The sequence below is a fragment of the Mucilaginibacter conchicola genome (assembly GCF_003432115.1).
Classification (GTDB): Bacteria; Bacteroidota; Bacteroidia; order Sphingobacteriales; family Sphingobacteriaceae; genus Mucilaginibacter; species Mucilaginibacter conchicola.
Genome location: NZ_QWDC01000001.1, coordinates 794,982 through 813,332 on the forward strand (window position 1 = coordinate 794,982; position 18,351 = coordinate 813,332).

Sequence of the window (18,351 nt, forward strand, 5' to 3'; positions counted from 1 at the left end):
TTTATTGCGGTTTTTGGCTGGTATTATTGTTTTTTTTATACTTCTTCGGTTTCTTCTACTGCCGCAAAGCCTGTAGTTGTGCTTACAGCTCTCCAGCATTCAAGGTCTTTGGTTACGGCGCCCATTTTCTGGTAGGCCAGATCATAAGCATCCTGACCAAGGAACAAATGCAACGGCGCGTGGTCTGATTCCGCAACGGCTATCATCGCTTCGGCGGCTTTTACAGGGTCGCCGGCCTGGTTGCCGTTTATCTCATTTTGGTGGGCCGATTGCACATCGCGTACTTCTTTGTACGCAGCTATCTCATTCTGTGGTACAGCCAATGAATCGGCAGCCAGGAAATTGGTGCGGAAATATCCCGGAGAAACTACTGTAGCTTTCACACCGAACGCTTTTACTTCGGCGGCTAATGATTCGGTAAAACCCTGCACCGCAAATTTTGTAGCACAGTAGATACCAAAGCCAGGAAAGTTACCGGTAAAGCCACCTATAGACGATACGTTAAAGATGTGACCAGTGCCTTGTTCCCTAAGGAAAGGCATCACCGAACGGATCACATTCAGCGAGCCAAATACATTCACATCAAAGTTTTCGCGGGCTTCGCGGTCGGTTAATTCCTCCAGGCTGCCGGCAATGCCGTAACCTGCATTGTTTACCACCACATCTACCCTGCCGAAGTGTGCAATAGTGCGGGCAATGCCATCGGCCACGCTTTCTTCATTTTTAATATTCATGGCCAGCGGCAGGAAATCTGCGTGCGTGCCTACTGCATGTTCAAGGTCGGTAAGTTTGCGCGATGTTGCTGCTACTTTGTAGCCGTGTTGTAGTAGTTGTTTTACTAAAGTTAAACCAAGGCCTTTTGAGGCACCGGTTACAAACCATATTTTCTTGTTGTTTTCCATGTTGATCTGAGTTTTGAGGAGTTTTTTAGTTCAATTTAACCTTTACTAAATGGATGGTTTGATCTTCATGCGCCGTCAGGTGCATCTCGTAGGTAGACCTTAGTCATTTTACAAAGCGTTCCGACGGATCGCCTCGTGTTTTTCGATGTGACTTGCTACCGACAAAATGTTCCTACGGAACAAAAGCTGCCGGAATTTTACTTATTAAGCGTTGTAAGCCATTGCGCGGCTCAACTCTTCGTTCAGCTTAAATTCTTTCTCTAACCTGTCCAGTTTGTTCATGGCACGGTCATAAGCGTCTGAGCCTAAGAGCAGGTATAACGGCGGGTTCTCTTCTCCTGCCACTTCAATAATTGCTTTTGCTGCTTTCTCAGGGTCGCCGGCTTGCTGGCCGTCCATATTTAAGTAGCGGGTATGCATTTCACGTACTTCGCGGTAGGCATCTATTGGCTGCTCGGCCATCACCAGTGATTCTTTACTCAGGAAGCTGGTGCGGAACGCGCCCGGTGCCACTACAGTAACTTTTACCCCGAAAGAGCGTACATCATCGGCCAATACTTCTGATAATCCTACTACCGAAAATTTTGTTGCCGCGTACACTGCCCAGCCGGTAACACCAGTAATACCTGCTATTGATGCGATATTAAAGATATGGCCCGACTGCTGCGCACGCAGGATAGGCATTACGCTGCGGATAACGTTGATGGTACCGAATACATTAACATCAAAGCTGTCGCGGGTTTCGCGGTCGGTAAGTTCTTCAATACTACCGCCAATGCCGTAGCCGGCGTTGTTGATCACTACATCGATAGATTTGAATTTATCATGAGCAGCGGCAACAGCTGCATTCACACTGTTTTCGCTTGTCAAATCAACCTGTAGCGGCAGGAAGTTCTCGCCGGCATTACCGGCTGCAGTTGTTAGTTCTGTTAGATTCCTGGATGTAGCAACCACGCGCTGGCCGCCCGCCAGCAACTGCTTCACCAGGCTTAAGCCAAAGCCTTTAGAGGCTCCTGTAATAAACCATGTTCTTTTGCTTTCCATAAAATATCTGTGATTTTTGATACCACAAAATTATGTCGGCAAAAGGCCGGAGCGTTTGCGCTAATCAAACCAATACTTACAAAATTCAAACAACTCTGAAATTTGTTGGCGTGGTGTTAGTTTGCTTTTTGAAAAAGTTATTGAAGTGTGCCGGCTCATCAAACCCAAGGGTGTAGCTGATTTCTGATACATTCCAGGTAGTGTGGCGCAGCAGAGCCTTAGCCTCAGATACCAGCCTTTCGGTGATATGGCTGGTGGTGGTTTTGCCTGTTGTTTGCCTTATGGCGCGGTTAAGGTGATTAACGTGCACCGATAGCTGATCTGCAAAATCCTTTGCCGAACGCAGGTTAAAACGCTGCGATGGTGTTTCTATAGGGAACTGACGCTCCAGCAGTTCGGTAAATACTGCCGTAATGCGCGAATTAGCATCAGGGTGGCGGTATAAAGTTTCGGTAGGCTGAACCTTTAATGCGTAGTGGATCAGCTCGGTAACATAATTACGCAGCAGATCATATTTAAAACGATAATCTGAATTGATCTCTGCCAGCATTTTTTCAAATATACCCGATGCATTGGCAAACTGATCTGCAGTTAATTGATATGCAGGATTACCACCTATAGCAAACATAGGCAGGTCATGCGCATTACTACGTAGGCTCTCGGTAAAAAATGCCTCAGTAAATATGCAGAAATGGCCTTTACGGTCTTCTCCAAACATTTCTATAGTATAAGGTACGTTAGGGCTAAAGAAAAGCAGCGAGTGCCCGTCCACCTCTATACTTTTATCGGCATAGTGTATAATACTGCGCCCGGTTGATAGGCTCACCTTATAAAACTCCCTGCGGCTGTATTGCACAGGTGCTGCACCGGGTGCCAGGCAGTCTTCTATCCTGAAAACATTAAAGTGACCGATGTCCCTGCTCAGGTTATCGGGTAGCCAGTTAAACTTTTTCTGGTAAAATTCTTCGAGTGTTTCTGCAGATGCCATATTCAAAGTTACATAATTCAAACTATATGCCAACTTTATCAACAAATGCAATTGAACTTTACATTCAGATGAAATTAACCTTTAATGGTTCCCTCTATCAGCTGGCCATAAAATTCGGTAACATTCATACCTGCTGCGCGTACCTGTTGCGGTATTAAACTATTGGCAGACTGCCCCGGCGTGGTATTGATCTCGATGAAATAGAAATCCTCAGAGCCTTCTAACAAGATGAAATCAACGCGCGTCATCCCGCGGCAATTGAGGCGCAGGTAGGCTTGGGTAACTATCTCGGCAATCTGCTGGTTCTTTTCGGCAGAGATATCTGCGGGCGTAACTTCATTGGTAACACCTGGGGTGTATTTAGCTTCGTAATCAAAGAAATCCTTCGAGCTGATGATCTCCGTAGCAGGCAGCACAGTTACTTTGCCATTTAGTCTGGCAATGCCTATACTGAACTCGCGGCCTTTGATAAACTCTTCTATCAGGATCTGGTCATCCTCTTTAAAGGCCTTCTCGATTGCCTCGTGCAGGCCGCTTACATTGTAAACCTTGCTCATGCCCACGCTGCTGCCGCCGTTGTTTGGTTTGATAAACAGCGGAAATTTAAGCGTAGCCGCAATCGCCGCAATATCATGATCGTCCTTTTGGTGCAACTGTACCGATTTTGCAGTGTGCAAACCGTGTATACCATTTACAATAGCTTTGGTGTACGCCTTGTTCATGGTAAGGGCCGATGTGGTAGAATCGCAGGTATTATATGGGATGCCTATCATATCCAGGTAGCCCTGCAGTTTGCCATCCTCGCCGGGGGTACCGTGCACGGTGATAAAAGCAAAATCAAATTTTATCTTTTCGCCATCAACAGTGATCGAAAAATCATTTTTATCAACGTGAATAGTTTCCTCTCCATTTTGATAAACCCACTCGTTACGGCCAATTAATATGGTGTACACCTTATACTTTGATGCATCCAGACTGGCGGCGATATTTTTGGCACTGTTTATCGATACTTCGTACTCGCCGGTATAACCGCCGGCTAAAAGGGCTACGTTGATGGTTTTCATGATAGCCAAAGATAGTTTTTTAGGCTTTGATGAACAGCGTCTCAAAATAAATTTTGATTTCATAAATACCAATCGTAATATTGCGATTGATATGGGTATTACAAAAACAGAGATCTTTACCGACGAACAGAACAGGCTCGCTATACAGCTAAAGGCAATAGCCCACCCTGCCCGTATTGCTATTTTGCAAGAACTGATAAAAGCCAACGCCTGTGTATGTGGTGATTTGGTAGGCGAATTGGGCCTTGCGCAGGCAACCATATCACAACACTTAAAAGAATTGAAGAATGCCGGCCTGATACAAGGCACCATTGAAGGCGTAAACGTTTGCTATTGTATTGAACCAACCGCATGGAAAAACCTGCAGGATGAGTTGAATGGCTTGTTCTCGTCCTATCAATGCGGCAATCAAAATTGCTGCTAAAAAAAATTTACCATATTCAATCGCAATATTGCGATTGAATAAAAAAATACAATTATATGGAACCGATAAACTGGAAAGCTTTTAGAGCTAAATTATCAGACAACCCAAACCTGGGTTTGCAATTTAAATATGCGGAGAACAAATTTGTAGACCCGGCATACCACATCACCGAAATAAAACAAGCGCCCATTACCTCGGTAGATTGTGGCGGCGTACTCAATAAATGGACGGAGATAATCATCCAACTTTGGGTACCCGACGAAGCAGAGCCAACTGATGCCATGAAGGTAAACAAGGCATTATCTATAATTGATATTGTAGAAAAACAGCTACCCTTAGATCCATTCGCTTCCGTTAAAATTGAGTTCGGTAACTCTGAATTTGATACGCGACAGATGTTCCCCAATGAAATGACCATTGACGACCAGAATCTTGTTATTGATCTCCGCCCTGATGCGGTGCAGTGCAAAGCCATTAGCCGTGGTGGCAGTTGTGGCACCAATGATAAAGGTGAAGAATGCTGCGCTCCTGTTGAGGGCAAAAGCAAACCTAAATTACAACTGATCAACCTTACCCCAGGCAACGAAACCTGTTGCACACCCGGATCAGGTTGTTGCTAAACAAACACATTGTATGAATAAGAAAAATATACTGGTGCTATGCACCGGCAACAGTTGCCGCAGCCAGATAGCCGAAGGGTACCTCAGATATTATGCAGCCGACAAGGCTAATATTTACAGCGCCGGAATTGAAACTCATGGCGTTAACCCAAAAGCCATACAGGTTATGGCTGATGACGGTATGGATATCTCCGGCCGTACATCAAACCATGTGGACGAATACATCAGCATCCCTTTTGATATGGTAATAACCGTATGCGATAACGCCAATGAAGCTTGTCCGTTTTTTTCCGGCAATGTTGAACGCTTTCACCAAAACTTCCCCGACCCTGCTAAAGCGACCGGCACTCCTGAAGAGATTATGGCCGAGTTTAAAAGCGTAAGGGATATGATAAAAACCTGGACGGAAACTTTTGTTAAAACTCACCTTCAGTGAGAAAATATCTGGCCGAGTTTATCGGCACTTTCATTCTCGTTTTTTGCGGCACAGGGGCAATAATTACAGATCAGCAAACCAATGGCGCAGTAAGCCATACAGGTGTATCCCTAACCTGGGGATTAACCGTTATGGCTTTGATATACAGTATCGGCAACATTTCCGGCTGCCATATTAACCCCGCTGTAAGTATAGCATTCACTGTAGCGGGGCGCTTTAAAACAAGGCTGTTGCCTGGCTATATCATAAGCCAAATAGCGGGCGCATTATTGGCGAGCATGACTTTGAAGCTATTTTTCCCGGCCTCTGTGCTTCTGGGGGCGACATTACCCGCCGGCACTGAGATGCAATCGTTTTTGCTTGAGGGATTCCTTACCTTCTTCCTGATGTTTGTGATATTGAACTTAGCACATGGCAGCAAAGAACAAGGGCAAATAGCCGGAATTGCCATCGGCGCGGTGGTAGGTTTAGAAGCTTTGTTTGCCGGGCCGACCTGTGGTGCATCAATGAACCCCGCACGCTCAATAGCCCCCGCAATTATCTCGGGACATACCCAACATCTTTGGATCTATATCATCGCACCGGTTTTAGGCACAGTAGCCGCTGTACCTGTTTGGAAATACTTAAGGAGCTAACAGATCAATTCAGCATTTTTATCTGCTTCAACCAGCCGCGCACCTCGCCTCTCGCTTGTGTCTCCTTCTCTCCCTTCATCACAAACAACACCCCATCCCTTTCAACGCCGCCTTTGGTTGTAAATCCTTCTAAAACCTTACTGTTGGGGCATAACTCTTTTACGGTATCGAAGGTAGTGCCTACACCGTAACCTGCATTTGTATTAAAAGGCACAATGGTTTTGCCGCTTAGGTTGTATTGTTTTAAAAAGCTTTTTACAGGTGGCGGCAACTTCATGCCCCAGGTAGGGAAGCCGACAAAAACAACATTATACTTCTTCATACCATCAATTTTTGTTTTAAGCGGCGGCAAAAAACCCGACTCGTTCTCGGCAGCCACCTGGTCTACCGTTGCCTTGTAGTTTTCGGGATAAGGCTTAACCAACTCTAACGATACAAGCGTACCACCAATTTCTTTCTGAATAATCTGGGCGATGGCTTTTGTGTTATTTGTCCGCGATAAATAAACGATCAATACGTTCTTACCGGTTACCGGTTGCGCATCAGAACAGAAAGTCACCGTACTAAAGGCGAATATCAATATTAGTAAGAATGTGTTTTTCATTTTGTTTAATGTTGTGGCTGCGCAGGCGCACCAGCCATTTTAACAGGCCTCAACAGCGTAGAAAAAGTTAACGAGCCCATTTTCCATTTGCCACCTTCTTTTACATAAACCTCTGTTACCATAAAAGCGTGTACCACTTCGTTGCCACCCACTACGGCCAGCAGGTCGATATCATTTAACAATATGGCCGTATTACCGAATATGTTTACAGACGATCCATACACTTCTGCTTTCTTGTACCAGATAAAGCCGCCTTTAATGGTATTCAGTTCCTGCGTTTTGCCCCAGCTGCCGCCCATGTGTACAAATACACAGTTTTCGGCAAACAGTACGTTCAGGGTTTCTACATTCTTGTCGGCCATCCATTGCCATTTGGTTTTGGATAGTTCTAAAACATCCTGCTCGTCTTTAGTACCGGTTGTTGTTAAAGTGGCCGGCAATTTAGCCTGGGCATGTGATAATTGCGTAGCTGCTACACAAAGCAGCATTAATATGATAATCTTCTTCATGATGATTTATTAGTTTAAGTACTGTTAATTTTTAACGCTGTTGTACTCCGCATCACTTACCCGTTGCAGCCATTCGGTTTTATTGGTAGCACTTTTGGTACTCACTGCAATGTAAGTGAACTGGCTTTTAGCGGCAGCACCATGCCAATGCGCCAAACCGGGCGTGCATTTGATCACATCGCCTTTATTCACCACGAGAATGGCCTTACCTTTTTCCTGGTAATAGCCCGTGCCCTCGGTAACAATTAAGATCTGACCGGCGGGGTGAATATGCCAATCGAGCTTTGCTGAGGGCGAGAAGGTTGCGGTGGCAATGGTGATATCTATCAGGCTATCGGGATTGTTTAAATGTGTAAGCCATACATCGCCGGTATGGTTATTGGTTTTAGATAGTTCTCCCTTTGGGAAAATGGATGTGCTTTGAGCCGCTGCGCCTAAAGTGATCAGCATGCCGGCTACTAATAAAAGAGTTATCTTTCTCATGCTATTAACGGTTTATCATTTTTTGTGCCTGTTCAGAATATCTGTTGCCAACGATCTCAATATCGGCTAATGCCTTTTCTATATCAGTAAGATCACTTCCTGATAGTTCCACATCGGCCCCGCCTAAATTCTCTTCTAAACGATGCAGTTTAGTGGTACCGGGGATAGGTACTATCCATGGTTTTTGCGCAAGCAGCCAGGCTAACGCGATCTGTGCAGGCGTAGCATTTTTATCGGCGGCTATTTTCCCTAAAAGATCAACTAAAGCCTGGTTGACTTTGCGATTCTCTTCAGAAAAACGCGGAACGGTATTACGGAAATCTGTCTTATCAAACGTGGTACTCTCGTTGATAGCGCCGGTTAAAAAACCCTTACCCAGCGGACTAAAAGGCACGAAGCCAATGCCCAGCTCTTCCAGCACAGGAATGATATCCTGCTCTGGCTCGCGCCACCATAATGAGTATTCGCTTTGCAATGCCGCAACAGGTTGTACAGCATGCGCTTTGCGGATAGACTCCACACCTGCTTCAGACATACCGAAGTATTTTACTTTACCTTCCTGTATCAGATCTTTAACCGCGCCGGCAACGTCTTCCATCGGTACGTTAGGATCAACACGGTGCTGATAGAACAGGTCTATCACATCGGTGCGCAGGCGTTTAAGTGATGCCTCTGCTACTGCCCTTATATTCTCAGGGCGACTATCCACGCCCAAAGCAGGCTTCCCTTCTTTAAAACCAAATTTGGTGGCTATAACTATTTTATCGCGATATGGCGCTAATGCTTCGCCCAGTAATTCTTCATTATCGTTAGGGCCGTAGGCTTCGGCGCTGTCAAAAAAAGTAACACCGCGCTCAACAGCCTGGTGCAATAATTTAATGGCATCGCTTTTATCAGTAGCCGGGCCGTAACCAAAGCTAAGCCCCATGCATCCTAAACCAAGGGCCGATACTTCTAATCCGCTTTTTCCTAATTGTCTCTTTTTCATATTTTGGTATAATTTATAATCTACAGAAACTGAAATCCTGTTATCATTGATACAAATGTCAGTCGTTTAAGTTACTTAAACAGGATACATATTACTGATGTTTATACCATTATTACCGATTGCCTGCCAAAGCCGCTTTTATACAGTAAATTCGGTAACAATTTAAATGAGGTAGCCATGAAACGCTTTGATACCATTAGCCAATACAACGCTTTTAATAATAACGAGACCAAACACCCGCTGGTAACAGTGATAGACCTGAGCAAAGCCGACCCGCGCCAGGGCTCGCAGATGTATTTTGGCTTTTACATTGTGTTTTTAAAAGATGTGGTATGCGGCGACCTGGTTTACGGCCGCAACACTTATGATTACCAGGAAGGCACCCTTGTGTTTATGGCACCTGGGCAGGTAGCGGGCGTTAACAGCAGCGGCGATTTTTATCAGCCCAAAGGCTATGCGCTTGCCTTTCACCCCGATCTCATACACGGCACATCGTTAGGCAAACAGATAAGAGAGTATAATTTCTTCAGCTACCAATCTAATGAGGCTCTGCACTTGTCAGAAAAAGAGAAGGCAATTGTATTGGATTGCTTAACAAAGATCGACTACGAGCTGGAGCAATCGATAGATAAGCACAGCAAAAGGCTTATCGTATCAAACATTACCCTGTTTTTAGATTACTGCATCCGTTTTTACGACAGGCAGTTCATCACCCGCAACCATGTTTACCAGGGTGTTATAGAGCGGTTTGAGCAATTGCTTGATGATTATTTTGCATCTGATAAACCGCAGAACATCGGCCTGCCATCAGTAGCTTACTGCGCCGGAGAGCTTAACCTCTCTCCTAATTACTTTGGCGATCTGGTAAAGAAAGAGACCGGAAAAACACCATCAGAATATATCCAGTTCAAACTCATCAATATTGCCAAGGAACGCATATTTGATCCTCAAAAGAACGTTAGTCAGGTAGCTTATGAACTGGGCTTTAAATACCCACAGCACTTTGCAAGGCTGTTTAAAAAGCAGGTTGGACAATCACCGCTGGAGTACAGGTCGATGAATTAAGCCCCCTCTAAATCTCCCCCGAAAGGGGAGACTTCAAAATAAGAAAATCTTTTAGGCCCCTCCCCCTCGGAGAGGGGTTTGGGGAGAGGCTCCCCTAACAACTTTCCCCCACCCTCATTAAAATTTCCCAAATCAAATTGTTATGTTTGGACGTTAATTTCTTAACTACACGCATGAGTAATTTTTGGGCTTATTTAAAAACCAGGCAATTCCGCAACACCATATTATTAGTTGTAGCAACAACCATTGGCATTGTGCTTATTGCGTTTTTCAGCCTCAGTTCATATACCCGTCATGGCCAGGGCATCCCCGTTCCTGCATTAAAAGGGATGAATGTAGATAAAGCCATGGCTACATTAAAAGAGCAAGGTTTTAACTATAAAATAGATTCGGTTTTTGTGTTAGACCAACCGCCGGGCACCATTGTAGAGCAAGACCCCGATGCAGGCACCAACGTTAAAGAGAACCGTACTATATACTTGACCATGGTTACCCAACTGGCGCCAAATGTATCGCTGCCTGATGTGGTTACCGACCAAAGCATTTACCGCGAGGCGGTTGCCATCCTGTCAAACTATGGTATCAAAGTCGGCGATACTACCTACGTATCAGACATAGCCCGCGACCGCGTGTTAGAAGTGCGCATGGGCGGCCAGGTGATAAAACCGGGTACCAAAGTACCAAAAGGCACCAAAGTTGATCTTGTACTGGGTAACGGCGAGGGCGCAAGCGAGGTAGAGATACCGGAGCTGGTTAACTTAGACCTTGATGCTGCTAAATTTGCTATCCGCGGAGCTAAACTTACTGTGGGCACCATTATTTACCAGGGCGCTATTACCGACAGCGCAAATGTTGTTGTGGTATCGCAATCACCGATGAAGATCGATTCGCTGAGTACTACCAGCATAGGTACACGCATTAACTTAACGGTTACACAAGGCAAGGCTTCTGATGTTCCAAATTGATGCAAAACAGTTTAATGAGCGTTTGCAGAGCGGCACACCGATAAATATACTTGACGTTCGCGAACCTATCGAGTACCATAGTTTCAATATTGGCGGGCAAAATATCCCCGTGAATAAACTGAAGGATAGCATTGATAACATCGGCTACAACAAAACCAACGAGATAATCGTTATTTGCAGTGCGGGTATACGCAGCGAGGCAGCCTGCGAAATACTGGATGCTAACGGCTTTAAAAACGCTGTAAACCTAAAAGGTGGTTTAATAGCTTTACAGAGAGAGAAAAACCAATAAAAAAGAATCTACCTTAACATACTATGAAAAAATTTTGGATAGCACTTATTGTCATTGTAGTGCTTTCGTTAATTGGTACCGGCGTGTTCTACTACCTGCGCTTTATGGGGCCAAACGTTACCGATAATCAGGATTATCTTTATATAAAAACAGGATCGAACATTGATGATGTTTACAAAACCATTGAGGAGAAAGGCATCGTAAACGATACTAATTCGTTCCTGCAGGCGGCGCAGAGCATGAAATATCACACCGTTAAACCGGGTAAATACCGATTAACAGCCGGCATGAGCAACCGCGCATTTATCAATATGCTAAAAGCGGGCAACCAGGAAGCGGTTAAATTCTCGTTCCATAACTTCAGGCTTAAAGAGCAGTTTGCCGGCTATGTGGGTAAAAACCTTGAACCGGATTCGGCATCGATGCTTGCCTTGCTTGATTCTGCAAAGTTTGCCGAGCAATACGGTTTAACAACTGATAACATTTACACCGTATTTATCCCGAATACTTACCAGATCTACTGGAACACCACACCCGAAAAACTTTTCAAACGCCTGTACGCCAACTATGAAAAATTCTGGACGGCTGAGCGTAAGCAGAAAGCGGCCGCTATAAACCTAACCCCGCAAGAAGTTTACATCCTGGCCTCAATTGTAGATTCTGAGGCTTTGTTTGATAGCGAGATGCCAACTATTGCAGGTTTATATCTTAACCGCTTAAGGAAAGGCCAAAAGCTGGAATCAGACCCTACGGTAATCTTCGCGATAAAAGATTTCACCATTAAACGTGTGCTTAAACGCGACCTGCTTACCAACTCGCCATACAACACCTACCTGTACAAAGGTTTGCCGCCGGGCCCTATCATGATGCCTTCTATAGCGGCTATTGATGCGGTATTGAACTATGAACACAACGACTACATTTACATGGTAGCGAAAGAAGACTTCTCGGGCCATCATAATTTTGCAAAAGATGAGGCCGGCCACAAAGAGAATGCCCGTAAGTATCATGAAGCACTTAACCAAAGGAATATTAAACGCTAATGTTCCAGAACGATACTAAGATTAGGGTGCGCTACGGCGAAACCGACCAGATGGGTTATATGTACTACGGCAATTATGCCGAGTTTTTTGAAGTTGGCCGTGTAGAGGTATTCCGCGCATTGGGCCTTACCTACGCAAGCATGGAAGAACAGGGCGTAATGATGCCCGTGCTGGAGATGAAGTGTAAATACCTTAAGCCCGCCCGTTACGACGAGGAGATCACTGTAAAGGTCACCATGGATAAAATGCCCGGCGTTAAGATCCATTTCCGCTATGATCTGTATAACGAGCGCGATGAGCTGATACACGTTGGCGAAACGCTGCTGGCCTTCATTAACATGAAAACCAACAGGCCATGCCTGCCACCTGTCGAATTTCTTGAAAAATTAAAGCCTTTTTTTGAGTAGTTTTAAGGCTGATGAAATGGCTGCATCGCTTTTTATTGCACTTTAAATTTTACCAATACCTTACCGACTGGACCAAAACGGTTTACATCCCCGGTTTCAGGCCATTGCCCCTGCATACAGTTATGGTATTTTTTGTGTCGGAGATCCAAAAAACATCGCTCACCAATCGGGCGGCTGCTTTGGCGTATAACTTTATGCTGGCGCTTTTCCCTGCCATTATCTTTTTATTTACGCTGATAGCCTATATACCGATAAAAGATTTCCAGGACTACCTGCTTAACCTGATAGAGCTGATATTGCCTAATAATGCTTATAATGCTTTTGAAGCTACTCTTAAAGATATTATTAAGATCCAGCATGGTCAGTTATTATCCATCGGTGTGATAACGGCATTGTACTTTGCAACAAACGGTGTAAGTAACCTCATGCAAGCCTTCAATAAATCATCATTGGTATTGGAGACGCGCAGTTGGGTTAAACGCAGGTTAGTGGCGATCCTGTTAACCGTTGTGATAAGCGTTGCGCTACTCATTGCTATCATCATTATGATAGCCGGGCAGGCAGTTATCCATTACATACAACGCAAGCTGCATAGCGATGCACATTTCTGGTTCTATTTAATAGCCTTCTCCAGGTGGATAATTATCCTGGCCATATTCTTTATCAGCATAAGTATTTTATATCGCTACGGGCCGGCAAATAAGAACCGCTGGAAGTTTGTTAACCCCGGATCGATACTGGCTACTTCGCTGGCTATTCTCACCTCTATCGGGTTTACTTACTACACCAACAACTTTTCATCATACAACAGTGTTTACGGTGCCATCGGAACTTTAATAGTGGTAATGATATGGCTTTACCTAAACTCGATGATTTTGCTCATCGGATTCGAATTAAACGCGTCCGTGGACCTTTCCAAACGCACAATTCGCATCGCAAAACCGCGGTTTAACACGTTTAAAGCCAAAAAATCCAACCCTAACGACTAATAATAATTTGGCTATCAATAGCTTACAATTATTTTAAAAAAAGTTAACATCGAATTTGCCAATTCGCTCCGGATTTGTACTTTTGTCCCCGGAGAGCTGGCAGAGTGGTCGATTGCGGCAGTCTTGAAAACTGTTGACTGTAACAGGTCCGGGGGTTCGAATCCCTCGCTCTCCGCAAGACATTAAAAAGCCTCTAAATCATCTGATTTAGAGGCTTTTTTGCGTTTAACACCATTCAACTTTATTACTTCGCTGCAGCTCTAACCTGCCAACTCGGGTTTCTTCAAATACATCAACGTAAAAATTCTGTATACAAATTTCATAACTGAGGTAAAAGCTTAGTTTTGCCAAACAGACAATCATTTATCTACCGGCAATATGTTAAGATCTTTCAAAAGATATAAATGCTCTCTTTTAACCTTCGCCCTTTTAACCTTTGCATTTGCGGGGCTCGCCCAACAGCATACGAGTATTGAACCCGGTGGCGTATGGACAGATAACCGTGGCAAACACATACAGGCGCATGGCGGTGGCATTATCAAATACAAAAACCATTATTATTGGTACGGCGAAGAAAGAGCGCAGGGCCTTGACACAGCTAAACGCTATGTAAGTTGTTACGAATCTACCGACCTGATGAATTGGACGTTTAAAGGTGATGCATTGCAACAAGCAGATCCCGAAAATCTTGGCAGCCATTGGGTGTTAGAAAGGCCTAAGGTGTTTTACAACAACAAAACCAAAAAATTTGTGATGTACTTTCATCTCGACGACCGCTCTTATAAGGTGGCCAGCGTTGGTATAGCTGTTAGCGACAAACCAGATGGCCCCTATCGGTATGTTAAAAGTTTCCGCCCGCTGGGGCACGAGAGCCGGGATATAGGCCAGTTTATTGATGACGATGGCACAGCCTACCTGGTTTTTGAAGATCGCCCCTATGGTTTCAGGATAGCGAAACTATCTGCCGATTACATGAACGTTGAAGAAGAAATGAGCCTTATACCTAAACACATGGAAGGTGGCGCTATAGTGCATTATAAAGGCCTGGATTATGCAATTGGTTCGGCCCTTACCGGCTGGGACCCCAACCCTAACTTGTATGCAACTGCGCCGTCGCTTAAGGGGCCATGGTCGGAGTTTAAAGACATTGCTCCACCAGCAGAAAGAACATACGGCTCGCAATCTACCATGATGCTGAAGGTTACAGGCACAAAAACAACTACCGTATTATTTATGGGCGATATATGGAAACCCAAAACACAATGGGATTCCCGTTACTTATGGATGCCCCTGGAGATAGGTGAAGGGAAACTTTGGCTACCATCACCACAATCATTCAGCATTGATGTAAAAACAGGTGAATCAAAAATAGTATCACAGAAATAAACCTGATGATTAAAAGAAGTCTTTGATGTAATGATCAAAGGCTTCTTTTAGGTTTTTACTCTACCTCGCTGGGTAATATGCCGAAATACTTTTTAAAGGCATCTGTAAGGTGTGTTTGATGGCGATAGCCAACCTCGGCCGAGATTTGACCGATGGTTTTATTTTTCTCAAGGATAAGGCGACGGGCCATCTCCATCCTTAAACGGGTTACATACTTGTAAACCGTGATGCTGAAATATTCTTTAAAGCCGCCTTTCAGTTTAAACTCGTTAAGGCCTACCATGCGTGATAGTTCTTTAAGCGTTGGTGGGTCATTAAAACGCTTATCAAGAATAGCGCGGGCTTCTTCAACCTTCTTCAGGTCATCGGGTTTCAACTGAAAGGTTTCTTCTTTATCAGCAAATTGGATCTGCTCTAACTGCAGCATCAGGAGTTCTAAAACTTTCGATTCGGTAAACAGGCGCTTCAGATCGCCGGAGCGTTTGCAGAGCAGGATATCATCAATAACACGGCGCATTTCATAGGTAACGGCCATATCTTCAACCGCCATTGAGGTGTAGCGGCCCTTGTCTATTTCCTTCACAAAATCGGCATGCAACATGGAGTGATGGTTAACCAGGTGAAAATAATACTCTTTAGAAAGCACCATTAAAAAGTAGTTATATCGCGTGCCCCGTGTAACTTCATGGGTCGATTTTATGGCCGGGATGTACCTTATGTTGTGCCTGTTATGCCCGTGGTGTACCACTTTGGTTGACTTCTTAGCATCGATAGGTTTCTCGGCAAAGATGAACTGCGAGGTAATGGTTTCCCCAGACACTTCTGAGAAGATCTTTACGGCTTCCTCAAAATGCATTTCGGCGTACATCAGAAACAACCCGCCCGAGCATACCTGGTAACTGTTCAATTGCACCGGATGCTTTTTTATGGCGATGCGTTTCTCAGACAATGGCCGCTCTACCGAATAGCGCGAGGGCACTTCCTCAATAAACAGCCACTCGTCAGATCCTTCTATTTTTGATGCAATGCGCATGCTCATAACAATTCTATTTTAGGTTAAACCTGTTTTCTGTCATCTCCCCTGTTAATGCCTTACTGCTTATCAGTTTCAAAGGCTGTGTGCCGGTTACTGCTCTTGTTCTTAAAGCTGTAATTGAGGCACTTTGGCCGCTGATAAGTGCCAGCGCTGTTGCCAGGCAGGCTTCCTGTGTATCGCCAAAGTTGTGGGTAACATCATCATACACCTCGTTGGTAGCAGGCATACCACTGTAATAGTCACCTTCTCCACTGGCATTTTTAATCTGAAAATTACTGAGGTAAAGCGAGTAGCTGTCAATGCTGAGAGGGAAAAAGCCCACCGGCTTGCCATAAGTAGTAGTGCCGATGAGTTTGACATCGAAATAAGGCTTAAAAATATTGATCAGTAACTCGGCGGCCGAGGCCGTGTTGGGCGATACGATAAAGTACAGTTGCTTTACACTTTGCAGGCTGCCTTTTTTATTAAAGGTGTGGGTGTTGGCCTTCACCGAAAAATCCACATCGGCGTAGGTTACCATTTTACCGTTGCTGTAAACCGGTTTGCCGTTACTATCTCTATAAGGCTGATTTTTGAGGATAGTTGCCTGCCCCTGCTGCATTTGGGTGTTAAAATGTTCGGCATAGCTTACTTTGCCCTGCAATGATGCGGGGGCTATCAGATCCGCCAGATATTCCGCCGATTCTACATATCCGCCGCCATTGTACCGCAGATCGACAATAAGCGAACTTACACTCTCCTTTTCAAAATTCTGAAAACTGGCTGTCACCGCGCTTTGCATCTGGCTCAGTACCGAAAAGCGCGCCAGCGCCAAATAGCCAACCTTAGCATTACCCTCAGTAAATATCGCATCCTTCAATACCGGCGAGCTTGCGTAAGTTGCCTTACTTAAATTCACCAAATGGTTTCCATTAGTTGCCTGCAAACCTAACTGGATGGCATTTGCATTAAGTGCCTGGTTCAAAGTGTTAGTCCCGGTGGTAACACTTGTGCCGTTTACCGTTAAAATGCGGTCGCCCCTTTGCATCCCGGCAGCAGCGGCCGGCGAGCCGGGGCTCACCATCGCCACGCGGACGTCGTTGGTACCGTATTCGGCTAAAAGCAGACCATAGTCGTCACCTGTATCATTAAGTGAAACGGCTGCCTGTTGTGCGCCGTTTTCAATGGCATTGGTAATGTATGAGTATTTGGCAACGTTGTTTAAGCCCCCTTTTTCATAAGGCATGCCCGTTGCAGGGTTTATCTTTAATTGGGAGATGGCAAGCACCTCTTTAGCGTATCCCGCTAAAGGCGCCGACGCGTTTTTGTATTGCTGCGTGTTAAATGCTTTAATGTCTGGCAGTGCATCGTTCCACAGATAAATTTGTTGCGCATAAAGGTATATCGAGTCAAGCGTGAGAACTTGCCTTTCATCGGCGGTAAGAACCTTTGGCGTGTTATCCTTTTTGCAGGAAAACAATACCAGCAGCGCTGCCATTACATATATACCTTTATGCCAACGCATTTATTAATCTGTAATGGTTAAAGGCGCAAATGAGCGTACGTAGCCCGCTATTTCATCCTCAAACGTAGCGTTGAAAGAACGCAATTCAAAAATGTAATGGTTGCCCAACTCAAAGTCGGCGGGTATTTTAACCTGTACGCCGGTTCCGTCGGCTGTAGGGCCAACAACTTCAAGTTCGCGGCCATCTATCATTACTCTTGTGGGTGTATTCTCCGGGCAACTTCTTATAGGCAATGTTATGGTAGTTCCGCGCTTGCCTGTCCAAGCTGCGGGGCCGGGGTTAAAAATGTAAGCTCCTTTAAAAAAGGGTTCCATGATATTAACAAAGGCGGTTTGGCTGGTCACTTTTTTATCACCGCTTATCACTTTTACTTTATACTTGCCCGGCGTAAGTGTAACAGAAGCATCAGCAGCATCAGGATAAGCGGTAATGCCAATTCGCGAAACATTCATTAACGGAAGTTGTATTTCTTTACCTGCAGCGTCAACAAGATAAACTTTAGTACGATCAAAATCTGGTATAATGTAATTCATCATACCGTTTAAATTCAATTCGATGTATGGGTAAACTTCAAGTTCCTGTTCGCTGGTAAATTGGGGCGGGGCCTGGTTATTTATAACATTTAAAGTATAGGTAACAGTTGTACCGTCCTGCGCTTTTACAGTGTAGGTAAGGCCATCTTTTAACGCTACTTTTTTGCCTGATGCAGGTGTGATGGTTGCTTTGTCTGATATTTTTATTACCGGTGTAATACTATCAGGCAAAGCAGATGTACCCGGCCAGTAAAGCGTAAGTGTACTATTATCAATGGCAATACCAAGGCTATCGCTACCGGCAACAGGCACGGTAAAAGATTTTATTTGTGTGAAAGGATAAGGTATTTCACGCGTTTCTTTTTTACAGGCAAAAAGGCAAAGAGACATCAACAAGGCGCCTATTCCCTTTATGTATATATTTCTTTTCATT

The 18,351-nt window shown here is 44.7% G+C and carries 22 protein-coding genes and 1 tRNA gene; 12 read left to right on the forward strand and 11 right to left on the reverse strand.

Annotation, left to right across the window (positions count from 1 at the left end; translation table 11 throughout):
* Window positions 1-35: 35 nt before the first annotated feature.
* The 4 genes from D0C36_RS03430 to D0C36_RS03445 all read right to left on the reverse strand — a co-directional run bounded on the left by D0C36_RS03430 (window position 36) and on the right by D0C36_RS03445 (window position 3,998).
* Window positions 36-902, reverse strand: a complete 867-nt coding sequence (locus D0C36_RS03430; protein ID WP_117390170.1) for an SDR family NAD(P)-dependent oxidoreductase — start codon at window positions 900-902, stop codon at window positions 36-38.
* A 204-nt stretch (window positions 903-1,106) separates the two neighbouring features.
* Window positions 1,107-1,946, reverse strand: coding sequence for an SDR family NAD(P)-dependent oxidoreductase (locus tag D0C36_RS03435; protein WP_117390171.1), 840 nt, complete (start codon window positions 1,944-1,946; stop codon window positions 1,107-1,109).
* 85 nt (window positions 1,947-2,031) lie between these two features.
* On the reverse strand, window positions 2,032-2,934 hold the full coding sequence (locus D0C36_RS03440) for a helix-turn-helix domain-containing protein (RefSeq protein WP_117390172.1): 903 nt from the start codon (window positions 2,932-2,934) through the stop codon (window positions 2,032-2,034).
* A 74-nt stretch (window positions 2,935-3,008) separates the two neighbouring features.
* Window positions 3,009-3,998, reverse strand: coding sequence for a D-alanine--D-alanine ligase (locus tag D0C36_RS03445; RefSeq protein ID WP_117390173.1), 990 nt, complete (start codon window positions 3,996-3,998; stop codon window positions 3,009-3,011).
* Window positions 3,999-4,089: 91 nt separating this feature from the next.
* Here D0C36_RS03445 and D0C36_RS03450 point away from each other — a divergent pair, with 91 nt between their 5' ends.
* From D0C36_RS03450 to D0C36_RS03465, 4 genes are read left to right on the forward strand one after another with little or no spacing between them, the layout of a single operon-like run.
* The gene (locus tag D0C36_RS03450) at window positions 4,090-4,422 is read left to right on the forward strand and encodes an ArsR/SmtB family transcription factor (protein ID WP_117391353.1); all 333 of its coding nucleotides are present in this window, start codon (window positions 4,090-4,092) and stop codon (window positions 4,420-4,422) included.
* Window positions 4,423-4,478: 56 nt separating this feature from the next.
* On the forward strand, window positions 4,479-5,042 hold the full coding sequence (locus tag D0C36_RS03455; RefSeq protein ID WP_117390174.1) for a DUF6428 family protein: 564 nt from the start codon (window positions 4,479-4,481) through the stop codon (window positions 5,040-5,042).
* 13 nt (window positions 5,043-5,055) lie between these two features.
* Window positions 5,056-5,478: an arsenate reductase ArsC gene (locus D0C36_RS03460; RefSeq protein WP_117390175.1), complete on the forward strand. Its 423-nt coding sequence runs from the start codon at window positions 5,056-5,058 to the stop codon at window positions 5,476-5,478.
* Entirely contained in the window at window positions 5,475-6,113 is a 639-nt protein-coding gene (locus D0C36_RS03465) for an aquaporin (protein ID WP_117390176.1), read from the forward strand. The genes D0C36_RS03460 and D0C36_RS03465 overlap by 4 nt, the downstream gene beginning before the upstream one ends.
* 4 nt (window positions 6,114-6,117) lie before the next feature.
* Here D0C36_RS03465 and D0C36_RS03470 read toward each other — a convergent pair whose 3' ends face one another.
* The 4 genes from D0C36_RS03470 to D0C36_RS03485 are packed head-to-tail and all read right to left on the reverse strand — an operon-like array spanning window position 6,118 to window position 8,697.
* Window positions 6,118-6,717, reverse strand: a complete 600-nt coding sequence (locus D0C36_RS03470) for a flavodoxin (protein ID WP_117390177.1) — start codon at window positions 6,715-6,717, stop codon at window positions 6,118-6,120.
* 5 nt (window positions 6,718-6,722) lie between these two features.
* A complete protein-coding gene (locus D0C36_RS03475) occupies window positions 6,723-7,226 on the reverse strand; it encodes a nuclear transport factor 2 family protein (protein ID WP_117390178.1) in 504 nt (167 codons plus the stop codon).
* Between the two features lie 24 nt (window positions 7,227-7,250).
* Window positions 7,251-7,709, reverse strand: a complete 459-nt coding sequence (locus D0C36_RS03480) for a cupin domain-containing protein (RefSeq protein WP_117390179.1) — start codon at window positions 7,707-7,709, stop codon at window positions 7,251-7,253.
* A 4-nt stretch (window positions 7,710-7,713) separates the two neighbouring features.
* Entirely contained in the window at window positions 7,714-8,697 is a 984-nt protein-coding gene (locus tag D0C36_RS03485) for an aldo/keto reductase (protein ID WP_117390180.1), read from the reverse strand.
* A gap of 177 nt (window positions 8,698-8,874) precedes the next feature.
* Here D0C36_RS03485 and D0C36_RS03490 point away from each other — a divergent pair, with 177 nt between their 5' ends.
* From D0C36_RS03490 to D0C36_RS03525, 8 genes are all read left to right on the forward strand, one after another.
* Window positions 8,875-9,762, forward strand: a complete 888-nt coding sequence (locus D0C36_RS03490) for a helix-turn-helix domain-containing protein (RefSeq protein WP_117390181.1) — start codon at window positions 8,875-8,877, stop codon at window positions 9,760-9,762.
* Window positions 9,763-9,935: 173 nt separating this feature from the next.
* Complete coding sequence (locus tag D0C36_RS03495; RefSeq protein WP_117390182.1) at window positions 9,936-10,727, forward strand: PASTA domain-containing protein; 792 nt, start codon at window positions 9,936-9,938, stop codon at window positions 10,725-10,727.
* Entirely contained in the window at window positions 10,714-11,019 is a 306-nt protein-coding gene (locus D0C36_RS03500) for a rhodanese-like domain-containing protein (protein WP_117390183.1), read from the forward strand. The genes D0C36_RS03495 and D0C36_RS03500 overlap by 14 nt, the downstream gene beginning before the upstream one ends.
* A gap of 23 nt (window positions 11,020-11,042) precedes the next feature.
* A complete protein-coding gene (gene mltG, locus D0C36_RS03505) occupies window positions 11,043-12,062 on the forward strand; it encodes an endolytic transglycosylase MltG (protein ID WP_117390184.1) in 1,020 nt (339 codons plus the stop codon).
* Window positions 12,062-12,469 carry an acyl-CoA thioesterase gene (locus tag D0C36_RS03510; protein WP_117390185.1) on the forward strand — a complete coding sequence of 136 codons (408 nt, stop codon included), beginning with the start codon at window positions 12,062-12,064 and terminating at the stop codon, window positions 12,467-12,469. Before mltG ends, D0C36_RS03510 begins: the two co-directional genes overlap by 1 nt.
* A gap of 11 nt (window positions 12,470-12,480) precedes the next feature.
* Window positions 12,481-13,458: a YihY/virulence factor BrkB family protein gene (locus tag D0C36_RS03515; RefSeq protein ID WP_117390186.1), complete on the forward strand. Its 978-nt coding sequence runs from the start codon at window positions 12,481-12,483 to the stop codon at window positions 13,456-13,458.
* Window positions 13,459-13,548: 90 nt separating this feature from the next.
* A tRNA-Ser gene (locus D0C36_RS03520) sits at window positions 13,549-13,633 on the forward strand.
* Between the two features lie 203 nt (window positions 13,634-13,836).
* The gene (locus D0C36_RS03525) at window positions 13,837-14,844 is read left to right on the forward strand and encodes a family 43 glycosylhydrolase (RefSeq protein WP_117390187.1); all 1,008 of its coding nucleotides are present in this window, start codon (window positions 13,837-13,839) and stop codon (window positions 14,842-14,844) included.
* 55 nt (window positions 14,845-14,899) lie between these two features.
* Here the strand turns inward: D0C36_RS03525 and D0C36_RS03530 are convergent, their stop codons facing one another.
* The 3 genes from D0C36_RS03530 to D0C36_RS03540 are packed head-to-tail and all read right to left on the reverse strand — an operon-like array spanning window position 14,900 to window position 18,350.
* Window positions 14,900-15,883, reverse strand: coding sequence for a helix-turn-helix transcriptional regulator (locus tag D0C36_RS03530; protein ID WP_117390188.1), 984 nt, complete (start codon window positions 15,881-15,883; stop codon window positions 14,900-14,902).
* Window positions 15,884-15,890: 7 nt separating this feature from the next.
* Window positions 15,891-17,384, reverse strand: coding sequence for a S41 family peptidase (locus D0C36_RS03535; protein WP_117390189.1), 1,494 nt, complete (start codon window positions 17,382-17,384; stop codon window positions 15,891-15,893).
* Between the two features lie 3 nt (window positions 17,385-17,387).
* A complete protein-coding gene (locus D0C36_RS03540; RefSeq protein WP_117390190.1) occupies window positions 17,388-18,350 on the reverse strand; it encodes a hypothetical protein in 963 nt (320 codons plus the stop codon).
* Window position 18,351 lies beyond the last annotated feature (1 nt).

Excerpts from the sequence above, each read along its gene's own strand:
- D0C36_RS03490 (WP_117390181.1), top strand. The coding sequence starts at position 8,875 with ATGAAACGCTTTGATACCATTAGCCAATACAACGCTTTTAATAATAAC.
- mltG (WP_117390184.1), top strand. The coding sequence starts at position 11,043 with ATGAAAAAATTTTGGATAGCACTTATTGTCATTGTAGTGCTTTCGTTA.
- D0C36_RS03435 (WP_117390171.1), bottom strand. The coding sequence starts at position 1,946 with ATGGAAAGCAAAAGAACATGGTTTATTACAGGAGCCTCTAAAGGCTTT.
- D0C36_RS03495 (WP_117390182.1), top strand. The coding sequence starts at position 9,936 with ATGAGTAATTTTTGGGCTTATTTAAAAACCAGGCAATTCCGCAACACC.
- D0C36_RS03455 (WP_117390174.1), top strand. The coding sequence starts at position 4,479 with ATGGAACCGATAAACTGGAAAGCTTTTAGAGCTAAATTATCAGACAAC.
- D0C36_RS03430 (WP_117390170.1), bottom strand. The coding sequence starts at position 902 with ATGGAAAACAACAAGAAAATATGGTTTGTAACCGGTGCCTCAAAAGGC.
- D0C36_RS03510 (WP_117390185.1), top strand. The coding sequence starts at position 12,062 with ATGTTCCAGAACGATACTAAGATTAGGGTGCGCTACGGCGAAACCGAC.
- D0C36_RS03530 (WP_117390188.1), bottom strand. The coding sequence starts at position 15,883 with ATGAGCATGCGCATTGCATCAAAAATAGAAGGATCTGACGAGTGGCTG.
- D0C36_RS03460 (WP_117390175.1), top strand. The coding sequence starts at position 5,056 with ATGAATAAGAAAAATATACTGGTGCTATGCACCGGCAACAGTTGCCGC.
- D0C36_RS03525 (WP_117390187.1), top strand. The coding sequence starts at position 13,837 with ATGTTAAGATCTTTCAAAAGATATAAATGCTCTCTTTTAACCTTCGCC.
- D0C36_RS03450 (WP_117391353.1), top strand. The coding sequence starts at position 4,090 with ATGGGTATTACAAAAACAGAGATCTTTACCGACGAACAGAACAGGCTC.
- D0C36_RS03500 (WP_117390183.1), top strand. The coding sequence starts at position 10,714 with ATGTTCCAAATTGATGCAAAACAGTTTAATGAGCGTTTGCAGAGCGGC.
- D0C36_RS03535 (WP_117390189.1), bottom strand. The coding sequence starts at position 17,384 with ATGCGTTGGCATAAAGGTATATATGTAATGGCAGCGCTGCTGGTATTG.
- D0C36_RS03440 (WP_117390172.1), bottom strand. The coding sequence starts at position 2,934 with ATGGCATCTGCAGAAACACTCGAAGAATTTTACCAGAAAAAGTTTAAC.
- D0C36_RS03485 (WP_117390180.1), bottom strand. The coding sequence starts at position 8,697 with ATGAAAAAGAGACAATTAGGAAAAAGCGGATTAGAAGTATCGGCCCTT.
- D0C36_RS03445 (WP_117390173.1), bottom strand. The coding sequence starts at position 3,998 with ATGAAAACCATCAACGTAGCCCTTTTAGCCGGCGGTTATACCGGCGAG.
- D0C36_RS03515 (WP_117390186.1), top strand. The coding sequence starts at position 12,481 with ATGAAATGGCTGCATCGCTTTTTATTGCACTTTAAATTTTACCAATAC.
- D0C36_RS03540 (WP_117390190.1), bottom strand. The coding sequence starts at position 18,350 with ATGAAAAGAAATATATACATAAAGGGAATAGGCGCCTTGTTGATGTCT.
- D0C36_RS03470 (WP_117390177.1), bottom strand. The coding sequence starts at position 6,717 with ATGAAAAACACATTCTTACTAATATTGATATTCGCCTTTAGTACGGTG.
- D0C36_RS03475 (WP_117390178.1), bottom strand. The coding sequence starts at position 7,226 with ATGAAGAAGATTATCATATTAATGCTGCTTTGTGTAGCAGCTACGCAA.
- D0C36_RS03480 (WP_117390179.1), bottom strand. The coding sequence starts at position 7,709 with ATGAGAAAGATAACTCTTTTATTAGTAGCCGGCATGCTGATCACTTTA.